Source organism: Allobosea sp. 2RAB26 (genome assembly GCF_052115465.1).
Lineage (GTDB): Bacteria > Pseudomonadota > Alphaproteobacteria > Rhizobiales > Beijerinckiaceae > Allobosea.
Genome location: NZ_JBFRGS010000004.1, coordinates 343,450 through 357,292 on the forward strand (window position 1 = coordinate 343,450; position 13,843 = coordinate 357,292).

The window sequence follows — 13,843 nt, forward strand, 5'->3', positions numbered from 1 at the left end:
ACTTCAGTGATGCTGCGCACGCGCGTCCTCGGCCCATCCGAACGCCAGCCGGCCCCGCCGGTCCTGAAGGCTTCCCTCGATCTCGCGGCGCGCCTGCCGCGCCTGATCCTCGAGGCCAGGCGCGTCTCGGCCAGCGTGCATGGCATCCACGGCCGCAGGCGCGCCGGCCCCGGCGAGACATTCTGGCAGTACCGCCCTCTGGTGACCGGTGAGGCCGCGTCACGCATCGACTGGCGCCGCTCGGCGCGCGACGGCCATCTCTTCGTCCGCGAGCGCGAATGGGAGGCCTCGCATGCGATCTGGCTCTGGATCGACCGCTCGGCCTCGATGGGCTTTTCCTCGTCGCTCGCCATGGCCTCCAAGGTCGACCGCGCGCTTGTGGCCGGCTTCGCCCTGGCCGAAACCCTGGTCGAAGGCGGCGAGCGGGTCGGGCATCTCGGCCTGACGCGGGCGCTCGCCTCGCGACGTATCGTCGAGACCTTGGCACAAGCGCTCGTGATCGACCGCAAGGGCGAGACCGCCGATTTGCCGCCGGACGCGCCGCTTCCACGCCTGGCCGACGCCATCATCATCACCGACGGACTTTCGCCGGCGCAGTCCCTGGCCAAGCGCATCGCGACCATGGCGAGCAGCGGCGCGCGCGGCCATATCCTGCTGATCGCCGATCCGATCGAAGAAACGTTCCCCTTCAGCGGCCAGGCCGAGCTCTTCGACCTCGAAGACGGCCTCACTCTGCGCGTCGGCGATGCCGGGGCCTGGGGAGAGGAATATCGCCGGCGCCTCGAAGCCCATCGCGAGATTATTCGGGAGGCTTGCCGCAAGGCGGGCTGGACGCTGACCCTGCATCGGACCGACCGGCCCGCCAGCGAAGGCGTACTCCGGATTGCGAGCCTGATCGCCGCGTCGCGCGGCGGCCAGGGCCGCTAGGAGGGCGCCAACGATGCTGACGCAGCTGCCCATCGCCTTCTCCGCCCCGCTCGCGCTGACCGCGCTTGCGCTGCTGCCAGCGCTTTGGCTGATCCTGCGGGTAACGCCGCCACGCCCGCGCCGCATCGATTTCCCACCGCTCAAGATCATGGCCGACCTGATCGCCAAGCGTGAAATGCCGGCGCATACACCTTGGTGGTTGTTGGCATTGCGGATGGCCATTGCGGCACTCGCCATCATCGCCGTTGCCGGCCCGGTCTGGAACCCACCGGTCGCAACGGCGCCCACGCGCGGGCCCGTGCTGCTCCTGATCGACAACGGCTTCGGCGCGGCGACCGACTGGCCCGAGCGTGTGGCGCTGGCGGAGTCGCGGGTCAATGCTGCAGGCCGCGAGGGACGTGCGGTGGCGATCGTCGGGCTCGCGGAAACGCCGGGCGAGGTCACGCTGTCGGAGCCGCGCGCGGCGCTCGACAAGCTGCGTGCGTTGGCCTTGCAGCCGCACGCGCCCGACCGCACCACTCAATTGCCCCGGATCGAGGCCTTTCTCCGCGCCACGCCTGACGCCGAAATCGTCTGGGTCTCCGACGGGCTCGGCCTGACCGACGAAGGCGCCTTCCTGGCGCGCCTGAAGCAGGAAGCCGATGCACGTCGGCTTTCCATCCACGCCATCCCCGCCGACCAGCTCGCGCTGACGGCAGCAGAGAACCTCTCCGGCGCGCTGACGGTCAAGGTGCTTCGGCCAGCCACCAGCGCCCCCGCGAGCGGCCAGGTTCGCGCACTCGATCTGAAGGGCCTGCCACTGGGGGATGCTCCATTCGGCTTTGGCCCAACGGAAACGCAGACGGTGGCCCGGCTCACCCTTCCGATCGAGGTGCGCAATGCCGTTTCGCGGCTTGAGGTCGTGGGCGAACCAAGCGCGGGTGCAGTGGCGCTGCTCGACGACCGCGCCAAACGGCGCCGCGTCGGTATCGTGTCCGGAACGACCACCGATACGGCGCAGCCCTTGCTGTCTCCAACCTATTACGTCTCGCGCGCCCTCTCGCCCTTCGCAGAGATCCGCGAACCGCGCCCCGGCTCGAACGACCCCGTCGGCGAGTTGCTCGCGCAAAACCTCTCGGTCCTCGTTCTCGCGGATATCGGCGCCCTCGACCCGGAGACGGCGACGAAGATCAGCAGTTTCGTCGAGCGAGGCGGTGTTCTCTTGCGCTTTGCCGGCGTGCGCCTCGCCACCGCCTCCGACGAGCTGACACCCGTGCGGCTGCGCCGCGGAGGGCGCACGCTCGGCGGCGGCCTCTCATGGGACACTCCGCGCAAGCTCGCCCCCTTCACCCGGGAGAGTCCGTTCTTCGGCACGCAGATCAGCGACGACGTCCGCGTCAATCGCCAGATTCTGGCCGAGCCCGATGCGGATCTTGCACGCAAGACCTGGGCTGCGCTCGAAGACGGCACGCCTGTGGTCACCGGCGAACGCCGCGGCGATGGCGTGATCGCCATGATGCATGTCACCGCCGACACCACCTGGTCGAACCTGCCGCTGTCGGGCCTCTTCGTCGAGATGCTGCGCAAGGTGGTGGCGCTGGCCGGAACGGGCCCGGCCGAGGCCCAGGCCGAGGATGCCAAGGTCGAGACGCTCTCGCCGACCCGCGTGCTGGACGGCAAGGGCTCCTTCCGCGCACCACCGGCTACGGCTCAACCGGTACCGCGGACCTTCACCGGACGTGCCACCCTGGCCCACCCCCCCGGCATCTACGGCCCGGCCGACGGTTCGCTCGCGGTCAATGCCTTGGCTCCCGCCGACACGCTGCACGCGCTCGATCTGGCCTCGCTCGGCGCGCCGATCCTGCCGATCGACAAGCCGGTCGCGCAGGACATTCGGCCCCAGCTCCTGGTCATCGCGCTGCTGCTGCTGATCCTCGACACGCTGGCGACGCTCTGGCTCGGCGGTCGACTGCGCGTGACGCGCGCTGGCAAGGCTGCTGCCGCCGCGCTCCTGCTTGGGCTGGCGCTGGCCGCCGCCCTTTCGGCCGCGCCGGCCCTGGCCCAACCTGTCCCGGCGGCACCGGAGGACACCCGCCCGCCGATCCCGCGCGAACTTTTCGCCGCAGGTGCGGTCACCCGCCTCGCCTATGTCCTGACCGGCGACAAGGCGGTCGATGACATGTCGAAGGCGGGGCTTGCAGGCCTCAATATCGTGCTCGGCGCACGCACGGCACTCGAACCCGGCGAAGCGGTCGGCCTCGACCCAGCCCGCGACGAGCTCGCCTTCTTCCCGATCCTCTACTGGCCGGTGGTCGCCGGGCGCCCGATTCCGGCGCCCGAAACCCTGCGCAAGCTCGAAGCCTATATGAAGGGCGGCGGGCTCGTGATCTTCGATACGCGCGATGCCATGAGCGCCCGCCCGGATGGGGGCAGCACGCCCGAGGGCGATCAGCTCAAGCGGATGCTGCAGACGCTGGACATTCCCGAGCTCGAACCGATCCCGCGCGACCACGTGCTGACCAAGACCTTCTACATCCTCGACGGTTTCGTCGGTCGCTATGACACCGGCACGACCTGGGTCGAGATCCTGCCGCCCGCCGGCGAAGACGGGCGTCGGCCGGCGCGGGCCGGCGACAGCGTCTCGCCGATCGTCATCACCTCGAACGATCTTGCCTCGGCCTGGGCCGTAAATCGCCGCGGCGAAGGGCTGGTACCGGTGTCCGGCTCCGATCCCCGCCAGCGCGAAATGGCGCTCCGCGCCGGCGTCAATCTCGTGATGTACGCGCTCACCGGCAACTACAAGGCCGACCAGGTCCATGTGCCGGCCCTGCTCGAGCGTCTGGGGCAATAGACCATGTGGAGCCTCTCCTTCGCCCCGCTCGTGCCTCTGCCACTGCTGATCGGGCTCGCGTTGCTGGCTGCTCTCGCTGCCGGCGCCGCGCTCGTCCTCGCCGGCCGCAGCGCCATCCTGCGCGCGCTCGCGCTGATCGTGCTGACGCTCACGCTGGCCGACCCGTCACTCGTCTTCGAGGACAGAGAACCGGTCAAGGACGTCGTCTCGGTGGTGGTCGATCGCTCCGGCTCGAACCGCCTCGCCGACCGGACCGCGCAGACCGAAGCCACCCTGGCCGATGTCGAACGGCAATTGCGCGGCGTTCCGGGCGTCGAGCCACGCATCGTCGACGTCACCGACATGCAGGGCTCGGGAGACGGGACCCGACTCTTCGAGGCGTTGGCCGCAAGCATCGCGGATGTCCCATCGGAGCGCGTCGCCGGCGCCATCGTCATCACCGACGGCCTCGCTCATGATGCGCCTCCCAATGCCGAGGCCCTGGGTCTCAAGGCACCGCTGCACATTCTCACGACCGGCCGCAACGCCGAGATCGACCGCCGGATCGTACTTGTCGATGCGCCGCGCTTCGGCATCGTCGGCAAGGATCAGGTCATTCGCCTGCGCGTCATCGACAAGGGCGGCCCCGGCCGCGCCGGGCTGACGATCCGCCGCGACGGCGAGATCGTCGCTCGCCGTGAGGTCACCTCGGGTCAGATCGTGCAGGTGCCGGTTCGGATCGACCGCGGCGGGCCCAATGTCGTCGAGATCGAGGCGGCGCCGCTCGATAACGAGCTCACGCTTGCCAATAATCGCGCCGTCATCACGATCGAGGGCGTGCGCGACAAGCTGCGCGTGCTGCTGGTCTCCGGAGAGCCGCATCCCGGCGAACGGACCTGGCGCAACCTGCTCAAGGCCGACGCCAATGTCGACCTCGTCCATTTCACGATCCTGCGCCCACCGGAGAAGCAGGACGGCACGCCGATCAACGAGCTTTCGCTGATCGCCTTTCCAACGCGCGAGCTGTTCCAGGTCAAGATCAAGGAATTCGACCTGATCATCTTCGACCGCTACGCCAACCAGTCGATCCTGCCGCTGCTCTACTTCGACAACATCGTCCGCTATGTGCGCGAGGGTGGCGCCCTGCTGGTCGCAGCCGGTCCGGAATATTCCGGCTCGCAGTCGCTTGCACGGACCCCGCTCGGCCAGATCCTGCCCGCGCTACCCGATGGCAGCGTCATCGACGAGGCCTATCGCGCCCGCGTCAGCGAACCCGGCCGCCGCCACCCGGTCACCCGCGACCTCCCCGGTTCGGAGGTCGAGCCGCCGCGCTGGGGCGAGTGGCTGCGCATGGTCGGCGCCCGGGCCCGCACAGGCTCGACCATCATGACCGGGCCGGGTGACAGACCGTTGCTCATGCTCAGCCGTGAGCAGAAGGGCCGCGTTGCGCTTTTCCTCTCCGATCATGCCTGGCTCTGGGCCCGGGGCTTCCGCGATGGCGGCCCGCATCTCGACCTGCTGCGCCGCCTCGGCCACTGGCTGATGAAGGAACCCGAACTCGAGGAGGAGGCGCTCCGCGCAACCGCCCGCGGCCGCACCATCGAGATCGAGCGCCAGACGCTCGGCGACGCCCCCTCCTCGATTGTCGTCACCGACCCCAATGGCACGTCGCGCACGGTTCAGCTGGAAGCCGGACGGCCCGGCATCTTCAGCGCCCGCGTCCCGACCACCGAATTCGGCCTGCACCGCATCTCAGGGGATAATCTGACGGCCTTTGCCAGTGTCGGCCCGGAGAACCCGCGCGAACTCATGGAGGTCGTCAGCGACCCGGCGAAGCTTCAGCAGCTTGCCGAGGCGACGGGCGGTTCCTCCCGCCGGATCGGCCAGGACAGCGGCTCGAGCGTGTCCGTGCCGCGCATCGTTCCGGTCCGTTCGGGCAGTCAGTTCGCTGGTGCGGACTGGATCGGCCTGCGCATCAGCGATTCCGGCATCGTGCGCGGCGTTTCGATTTCGCCTGTGTTCATCGGGCTGATCGGCCTCGCGCTGCTGTTTGGCGCTCTGGTGGCCGGCTGGCTCGGCGAGACCGGCCGGCGCTTCAGGCGGAGCCCGGACGCAACGCCATGACCGCCCCGCTGCGCCTGGCCAGCACGCCCTCGACCAGTTCGAGCGCGAGGAAGCGGGCGGGATTGGCCGGTCCCGGTAAGGTCAGCTGGCCCGGCGGGATCGGCTTGAAACCGAAGCGGGCATAATAGGGCGCATCCCCCACCAGCATGATGAGGTCGTGTCCGGCCGCCCGCGAGGCTTCGATCGAAGCGTTCATCAGGGCAGCGCCGATACCGCGTCCCTCGAAGGCAGGATCCACGGTAAGCGGCCCCAGCATCAGCGCCGGCTGCCCACCCGCCGAGACGCGGGTCACCCGCACCGAACCGACCAGGAAGGTTCCGACATGCGAGGCGAAGGATAGCGCCGGGTCCTGCGGCACGCCCTCGCGCAGGCGAAATGCCGTGCGGGCAAAGCGGCCGGGACCGAAGGCGCGCTCGTGCAGGCGCTCGATGGCGGCATGATCGGCGGGGAGTTCGTGGCGAATGGTCAGGGGAAGCGAAGTCATGGCGTCGGCAAACCTGCGAACGGGCAGCGGGGCAAGAGGCTCAGGCGCCGTGAAGCAGCCGAGCGGAAGGGCGCGCTCAGCGCGCCGGTCGTCGCAGGATGGAGAGGTCTTGCCGGTCAGCCATGAATCGCCTGTAGCAGAGGCACGGGCGGGCGTCCATGTTGGAAATGACGGGGTGTTTCGTGTCTCGCTTCGCGAGCGCTGATGGCAGGGCGAAGCGCTGGCGGATGAGAGGATCGGCGACGCCGTGGACTGTTTGCGTTGAGATCATGGTTGGCGAGAGGCGAGCCTAAGCACGCACACTCTCCCGCAGAAACCGATCTCACCAATCGGCAGTAAGCTGACGCCTGCCGAATATCTCGTCGAGCCTGCGGCGGGTTCCCGCTGTGGTGGTGTCCGGCAACGCGTCGAGCGGAAAGAAACGGGCCTCGGCAATTTCGCGATCCGGTTGCCTGATACCGTCCACAACAAACTCCCGTACCACGAAGATCGCGACATGATCGCGGCGCGACACCGTTCGGTTGAAGAAGACGCCATGAAGTTGCGGCGGGCCGGTCAGCCTGACGAGCGTCTCTTCACGCAGTTCCTTGTCGAGCGCGTCTCGCAAAGTCTCGCCGGTCTCCACCCCGCCGCCCGGCAGATGCCACCCCGGCGTGTAGGTATGGCGCACCAGCAGGACCTCGCGCTCATCCCTGAGCACTGCCGCGCGCACGCCCAGCGTCATGCCGCGTGTCAGCCAGAAATACAGATGCAGCAGCCGGCGAACGGGCCTCGAGATGGGGCGCGGCTCGCGGGCATGCCCTGTTCCGCCGCCAGTTTTGGGGTCGGGCCCATGCGACACGCCTCGCGCTCCTCTCATCTACCGCGTATTTGCCTATGCAAATAACGCATAACAGACCACCGTTTGTACTGCCGTTACGTCACAAACGCGCCGCAAAGCAGGTAGAAACCACCGCCATCACCGCTGGGGTTACCACAATGCTTCTCGCTTTCATCACCGCTCGCCTCCGGGCCAAGCGCGCTTTCGTCTGGAAGCCCGCCCTCACCCTCACCGACCCGCGCATCGTTTCGGAACTCACCGACTCGTTCAACTGAGTCCTTGGGCTCGAACCTGATCGGGTTCGGGAACGGATTGAGGCGAGCCCACGCGCGGATGCGCTTGACGGCTGCCATGCTCTGAGGGCAAGCGCAGGGCGTGTTCAAGATCGCGCACCTGTCCGACCCGCATCTCGGCCCGCTTGCCGAGTTTTCACTGCATCAGCTGCTCGGCAAGCGCGCGACCGGCTATGTCAACTGGCGCCGCAAGCGCCGGCACGCCCATGACATGGAAATCCTGGCGCTGATCGTCGCGGATATCCGCGCGCAGGCGCCGGATCATGTCGCCTGCACCGGCGATGTCGCCCATATCGGCCTTCCCAACGAATTCAAGACCGCGGTCACCTTTCTCGACACGCTGGGTCCGCGCACCGATGTCAGCTTCGTGCCGGGCAATCACGATGCCTATGCCCGTTCCTCGCTAAAGCCACTCGCGACCCTGCTGGGCCCATGGTCCAGCAGCGATGATGGCACGATCGGGTATCCCTGGTATCGCGAGCGCGGGCCGGTCGCGCTCATCGGGTTGAACACCGGCATTCCGACATTGCCTCTGATGGCGACGGGCCGCGTCGGGCGCGAGCAGATCGCCAAGGCGGAGATTCTCCTCGACCGGGCCAAGGCGGCCGGGTTGATCCGCGTCGTGCTCATCCATCATCCGCCCTATCTCGGCGGCGCGCGGCGCACCCGCGAATTGCTCGATGCTGATGCTTTCGAGTCGATGCTGAGACGCAAGGGGGCCGACCTCGTCCTGCACGGCCATAACCACCGCTTCTCACTCGCCTGGCGGCCGGGGCCGGATCACGATATCCCCATCGTCGGCGTGCCCTCGGCCTCGATCGGGCCGCTCGGTCATGGCGAAATGGCGAGCTGGCATCTCATCAAGATCGAGGGCGATGCCAAGGCTCCTTCGATCAGCGTCGAGCAACGTGGCTTCGAGCCCGACGGCACCGTCAGGATGCGTCAGGAAATTGCGCTTCACGCCAAGCCGGTTTGACGCCCCGCTCTCCATGGAGAGAGCCGCGGCGCAATGACAAAGGGCGCCGCATGGCGGCGCCCTTCAGAGGTCTGGCAGAGGAAACCGCTCAAACGCAGCGGCCACCATCCACCGCAAGCACGCTGCCCGTCACCATTTCCGACTCGTCGGAGCATAGGAAGAGCGCCGCGTTGGCAATGTCCTGCGGCGTCGAGAAACGGCCCCAGGGAATCGTGCTGGTGAAAGCCTTGCGCTTCTCGGGAGTGTCCTCCCCCATGAAGGTCGCAAGCAGGGGCGTCTCGCCGGCAACAGGCGCGATCGCATTGACACGGATGCGGTCAGGCGCGAGTTCGACGGCCATCGACTTCGAGAGCAGGTTCGCGGCCCCCTTGGAGCCGTTGTACCAGGTCAGCCCGGGGCGCGGACGCAAGCCCGCAGTCGATCCGATATTGAGGATCACCCCGCCGCCATGCTCGCGGAAATGGGGCACGACCGCCTTGGCCATCAGGTAGATCGACTTCACGTTGACGTCGAAGACGCGGTCGAACTCCGCTTCCGAGACGTCAAGCATTGGCTGGTTACGGTGGCTGATGCCGGCATTGTTGACGACGATATCCAGCCTGCCGAGCCGGGTGATCACCTTCGCGACCGCCGCATCGACGCTCTTTCCCTTGCCGACATCGCACGCGACGGCAAATGCCTTGCGGCCGATCGCCTTTGCCGCCTCCTGCGCCTTCTCGCGATTGATATCGAGTACAGCCACCCGCGCGCCCTCACGCACGAAGGTTTCGGCGATGCCGAAGCCGAACCCTTGCGCAGCGCCGGTAACCAGCGCGGTCTTGCCCTTCAGTCTCATGCTGTTTCCTCGTGATCTTCTTTGAGGTGATGACATTGGGACGATTTGCGGCCGGCCAAAAATGCGTTTTTGCGATTGCCCGGATACCGAAATCCTATGGCCGGCCCGATCGCACGACAGACAGGCCGGAGGACCCTGGGTCTAGCCGATCTCCTCACGCAGCATCTCGAGCTCCAGCCAGCGCTCTTCGGCCTGGTGGATCTCGCGTGTGACCTCGTCCAGCCGGGCCGTTGCCTTGGCAAAGAGCTTGGGATCGCGCGTGTAAAGATCGCCGGAGACAGCCGTGTTGAGCTTGGCGGCCTCCCCCTGAAGGGCCTCGATGCGCTTCGGCAGCGTCTCCAGTGCGTGCTTCTCGTTGAAGGAGAGCTTCCGCTTGCTGGATGCCACCGTCGCGGCAGCAGCCAGTTTGGCGGCTGGAGCAACGGCCTTCTCCGCCACAGCACGCGCCTTCGCGCCGACGCCGCGGCCACGCTGCGCGAGCATGTCGGAATAGCCACCCGCAAACTCGGTCCAGATTCCGTCCCCATCCGAGATCAGCGTCGCGGAAACCACACGGTCGATGAAGTCGCGGTCATGGCTGACCAGCAACACCGTCCCCTGGTAGTCCGCCAGCAACTCCTGAAGCAGGTCCAGCGTTTCGAGATCGAGATCGTTGGTCGGCTCGTCCAGGACCAGCAGGTTCGATGGCTTTGCCAGGGCCCGTGCCAGCATCAGCCGCCCGCGCTCGCCCCCCGAGAGCGCTCCAACCGGCGTGCCGCGCTGGATCGGCTGGAACAGGAAGTCCTTCATGTAGCTGATGACATGGCGCGGCTGCCCGCCGACCATGACCTGGTCGGAGCCGCCGCCAGTCAGAGCATCGCCGAGTGGCGTCGCCGGGTCGAGGCTTTCACGGCGTTGGTCGAGCGTCACCATTTCGAGTGAGACGCCGAGCTTGATCTTGCCGGAATCCGGCTGCAGCGCTCCGGTCAGCAGGTTGATCAACGTGGTCTTGCCAGCGCCATTCGGTCCGACGATGCCGATCCGGTCTCCGCGCGCCACGCGCAGCGAGAGATTCTTGACCACAACATTGTCGTCATAGGCCTTGGCGACGTCGATCGCCTCGATCACCAGCTTGCCCGACATCTGGGCCTCGCTGGCCTCGAGCCGGACCGAACCGACCGCACCGCGCGCCGTGCGGCGCTGGTCGCGCAGCGCATGGAGATCGCCGAGGCGGCGCTGGTTGCGTGTGCGACGTGCGCTGACGCCGTAGCGCAGCCAGTCCTCCTCGCGCGCGATCTTGCGGTCGAGCTTGTGCCGGTCGAGTTCCTCCTGCGCCAGCACCTCGTCACGCCAGGCCTCGAATTCGCCAAAACCACGATCCATGCGCCGCGTCTGGCCGCGATCGAGCCAGATCGTCGCGCGCGAAAGCGAGGTCAGAAAGCGCCGGTCGTGGCTGATCAGGACCATGGCGGAGCGCAGCGACTTCAACTCCTGTTCAAGCCACTCGATCACCGGCAGGTCGAGATGGTTGGTCGGTTCGTCGAGCAACAGGATGTCGGGCTCCGGCGCCAACACACGCGCCAGCGCCGCACGACGAGACTCGCCGCCCGACATGGTGGCCGGGTCCTCATCTCCGGTCAGGCCCAGCTCCTCGACGAGATAACGGGCGCGGTAGGCATCGTCGCCAGGGCCGAGGCCAGCCTCGACATAAGCAAGCGACGTCCTGTAGCCGGTGAAATCCGGCTCCTGCGGCAGGTAGCGGACAGTCGCCCCCGGCTGCAGGAAGCGCTCGGCGCTGTCGGGCTCGACCAGCCCGGCCGCGATCTTGAGCAGCGTCGACTTGCCCGAGCCGTTTCGGCCGACCAGGCAGACCCGCTCGCCCGGGGATACTGCGATCTCCGCGCTTTCGAGCAGGGGCTGGCCGCCAAAGGTCAGGGCGACTTCGCGCAGGTGGAGCAGAGGAGCCATTCGATACCCGTTGATTGTCGAGCGGTCGGGATAGACTGGCACGCCCGGCCTGTCACTCCGCCACGGCGTCACGGCCCCTTGCGCAATGCAATATCCATTATAGGATACAAAACGTATCCCTTAATGGAAAGAGCGCCGTGACCCGCCCTCCTTCCCGCAGAGCCCGCAATGCCAGGATCGGCGACAATGGCGGCCCGCCGCTCGAAGACACGGCCCAGCGCCAGCCGGAATGGGGCAAGGGCGAGATCGGACGCTATTTCGACTGGCGCTTTGCGTCGCGCAAGGCCTGGAAGAAGCCGCCCGCTATCGCTTTGCGACGTCAGGAGCGGGCCGAGGAGCTCGGCCTGACCTATGAGGAATACACGCTCGAAGTCATGGAGCGGGGCTATTTTCCGCAGTCGGAGGATGTCACGGCGATTGTCGCCAAGCGCGAGGAGAGGCGTAAGGCCGGCGGCATCGTCGGCCAGTCTTTGAAGGGAATGCGCCTGAAACGGCAGCGCGATTAGGCCTCAAGCCGCTTCCTGAGCCAGCGCGTCGCCGGTCGCTCGAACCAGCGATAGATCAGCACCGAAGCGATCACCGAGGCGCTGAGTGCCGTCAGGACATAGAGGCCGGGCCAGCCGGGAGCCACACGTGCAAAGATCTCGCGAAGCGCCCGGATCGCAAATGGGTGAACGAGATAGAGCGCGTAGGATGCATCGCCGAGACCGGCAAGGCCGCGAACCAGAGCCGATGGTGCCGAATTGCCGCTGCCGGATGACGCCGCCGCGACCAGGAGCATGGCAGCCGATCCCCGCAGCAGGAAGGACATCCAGGGCGTGTCTGCCCCGGGAAGCCAGGCTGCCAGCAGCAGGATTGCGACGCCCAGGACAGCAACGAGCCAGCGCGGCCCACCCGAGAGCCGAAAGCCCTGCCGCCTCAACAGGGCCAACCCCATCCCGGCGGCGAATTCCAGCACGATCGGCTGCCCCCAGAAGCCGAATGGCAATGGCAGGGGGCCAGACAGAGCCTCGGTCGCAACCAGCACCGCGAGCGCCAGCGTCGCCACCAGGACGACTGCGGCCCGCGGCAGGAGGAGCGCTGCGCCAAACAGCACGTAGAACAGCATCTCGTAGTTCAGTGTCCAGCCGAGCGAGTAGACGGGCTGGACGAGACCGGCAGATGAGACGGCCGGCCAGAACAGATAGGATGCCAGAATCTGCCCGAGATCGGGCGCAGCCGAATTGAGCGCACCGGGGAGCAGCAATCCCGCCAGCAGGAACAGCGTCGTCGCCGCCCAGTAGAGCGGCACGATGCGGGCAAGCCGGCGCGTCAGGAACAGGCGAGGCGCATCCTTGCGACCAAAGAGCTCGCCGGACGCATGCACCATGATGAAGCCGGAGACGACGAAGAAGATATCGACGCCAGCCATCCAGGGCACGAGATGGGAGGGCGTGAAACTCGCACCCGAGCGCTGGGCCAAAGCAAGCGCGTCCGGCTGGACGTGATGCACGGCGACTATGAATGCCGCGAAGGCGCGCAGAACCTGGATGCCATAGAGCTGGGACAAGGAGCGGAAAAGCCCTGACGAGAGAATGCGGCGCTCTGCGCTGATCGCGAAGCGTAGCTGCTACCCGCCGTTCACGGAAACCACAATCGGGCTTTGTCGTCGAGACCAAAGCGGGCCGGAGATTCCGCAATGGCTGCAAGCCCCTGCTCGGCAGCGTCCGGTGCCGTGATGACGTGCAGGGCGAAGCGCGCCGCAAGTTCCTCCATCGGCGGCTTGCCATTGAACATGGCATGAAGCGCGGCATTCCCCGCGAGCGGCAGGAGGCGCGGCACGATTCCGCCGGCGATATAGACGCCACCGGTCGCCTTGAAGATAAGGGCGAGATCGCCGGCAACACGCGCCAGTAAGCGCCAGAAGCGGATGACCGCCATCAGCGCGGCAGGGTTGCCGTCGAGCGCCAGTGTCGTCACATCAGCGGCGCTGACCCGCGCCTCCTCCATGCCTGTTTCGCTGGCGATGGCGCGATGCAGGCGCACCAGGCCATCACCGCTCAAGAGCGCCTCGACCGTGACGCGCGGCAGACCGGCCGCCAGCGCCGGCCAGATCTTCTCCTCCGCCTGATCCTCGGGCCCGACGCCGATATGCCCGGCCTCGGTCGGGATCAATGCGCCCCTGCCATTCCGGCTGACCAGAGCTGCCGCACCAAAGCCGGTCCCGGGTCCGAGCACGAGGCGCACTCCCTCCGCCTCGGGCTGCCCCGGCACCAAGGTGACCATGTCCTGCGGCTTCAAGACAGCGAGCGAGGCGGCGAGCGCCTCGAAATCATTCACCAGCAGCCCCTGCACCAGCCCAAGCTCGGCGGCCATGCCAGGCCCGTCGAAATGCCAATTGGCATTGGTCAGCTGGGCAGTACGTCCATCGAGCGGCCCTGCAACCGCAAGAACCGCCGAGCGAGGGCGTGGATCGAGAGATGCCAGAACCGAGGCCAGCGCTGCATCTGGTGTCGGATAACTGCCAGTCTGGATACGCGCCAGCGGCTCAGGCCGTGCGCCGGCGTGCTGCACGAGCGAAAGGCGGGAATTGGTCCCGCCAATATCAGCAACGAGGACCGGGTAGGCAAAGGGCTCGGCGCGCATCGC

At 67.2% G+C, this 13,843-nt stretch carries 11 protein-coding genes; 5 read left to right on the forward strand and 6 right to left on the reverse strand.

Annotation, left to right across the window (positions count from 1 at the left end):
• The first annotated feature begins 9 nt into the window (after positions 1–9).
• From AB4118_RS09730 to AB4118_RS09740, 3 genes are read left to right on the forward strand one after another with little or no spacing between them, the layout of a single operon-like run.
• Positions 10–927 carry a DUF58 domain-containing protein gene (locus tag AB4118_RS09730; RefSeq protein ID WP_441489527.1) on the forward strand — a complete coding sequence of 306 codons (918 nt, stop codon included), beginning with the start codon at positions 10–12 and terminating at the stop codon, positions 925–927.
• 13 nt (positions 928–940) lie between these two features.
• The gene (locus tag AB4118_RS09735) at positions 941–3,757 is read left to right on the forward strand and encodes a DUF4159 domain-containing protein (RefSeq protein WP_441489528.1); all 2,817 of its coding nucleotides are present in this window, start codon (positions 941–943) and stop codon (positions 3,755–3,757) included.
• Between the two features lie 3 nt (positions 3,758–3,760).
• Positions 3,761–5,860, forward strand: coding sequence for a hypothetical protein (locus AB4118_RS09740; protein ID WP_441489529.1), 2,100 nt, complete (start codon positions 3,761–3,763; stop codon positions 5,858–5,860).
• Here AB4118_RS09740 and AB4118_RS09745 read toward each other — a convergent pair.
• Both AB4118_RS09745 and AB4118_RS09750 read right to left on the reverse strand, forming a co-directional pair.
• A complete protein-coding gene (locus AB4118_RS09745) occupies positions 5,832–6,344 on the reverse strand; it encodes a GNAT family N-acetyltransferase (RefSeq protein ID WP_441489530.1) in 513 nt (170 codons plus the stop codon). The two genes, AB4118_RS09740 and AB4118_RS09745, sit on opposite strands and share 29 nt — an antisense overlap.
• A gap of 322 nt (positions 6,345–6,666) precedes the next feature.
• Positions 6,667–7,068 (reverse strand): NUDIX domain-containing protein, encoded by a 402-nt coding sequence (locus tag AB4118_RS09750; protein WP_441489531.1) that lies wholly within the window; start codon positions 7,066–7,068, stop codon positions 6,667–6,669.
• A 471-nt stretch (positions 7,069–7,539) separates the two neighbouring features.
• Here AB4118_RS09750 and AB4118_RS09755 point away from each other — a divergent pair, with 471 nt between their 5' ends.
• Entirely contained in the window at positions 7,540–8,433 is an 894-nt protein-coding gene (locus AB4118_RS09755; protein WP_441489532.1) for a metallophosphoesterase family protein, read from the forward strand.
• Between the two features lie 88 nt (positions 8,434–8,521).
• On the opposite strand, the gene AB4118_RS09760 is transcribed toward AB4118_RS09755, so the two are convergent.
• Both AB4118_RS09760 and AB4118_RS09765 read right to left on the reverse strand, forming a co-directional pair.
• Positions 8,522–9,268 (reverse strand): glucose 1-dehydrogenase, encoded by a 747-nt coding sequence (locus tag AB4118_RS09760; protein WP_113510863.1) that lies wholly within the window; start codon positions 9,266–9,268, stop codon positions 8,522–8,524.
• Between the two features lie 141 nt (positions 9,269–9,409).
• The gene (locus AB4118_RS09765) at positions 9,410–11,215 is read right to left on the reverse strand and encodes an ABC-F family ATP-binding cassette domain-containing protein (protein WP_441489533.1); all 1,806 of its coding nucleotides are present in this window, start codon (positions 11,213–11,215) and stop codon (positions 9,410–9,412) included.
• A gap of 137 nt (positions 11,216–11,352) precedes the next feature.
• Between AB4118_RS09765 and AB4118_RS09770 the strand changes: the two genes are divergently transcribed.
• A complete protein-coding gene (locus AB4118_RS09770) occupies positions 11,353–11,721 on the forward strand; it encodes a hypothetical protein (RefSeq protein WP_441489534.1) in 369 nt (122 codons plus the stop codon).
• Here the strand turns inward: AB4118_RS09770 and AB4118_RS09775 are convergent.
• Entirely contained in the window at positions 11,718–12,764 is a 1,047-nt protein-coding gene (locus AB4118_RS09775) for an acyltransferase family protein (RefSeq protein WP_441489535.1), read from the reverse strand. The genes AB4118_RS09770 and AB4118_RS09775 overlap by 4 nt on opposite strands.
• Positions 12,765–12,835: 71 nt before the next feature.
• A complete protein-coding gene (locus AB4118_RS09780) occupies positions 12,836–13,840 on the reverse strand; it encodes a glucokinase (RefSeq protein WP_441489536.1) in 1,005 nt (334 codons plus the stop codon).
• Between the last annotated feature and the right edge of the window lie 3 nt (positions 13,841–13,843).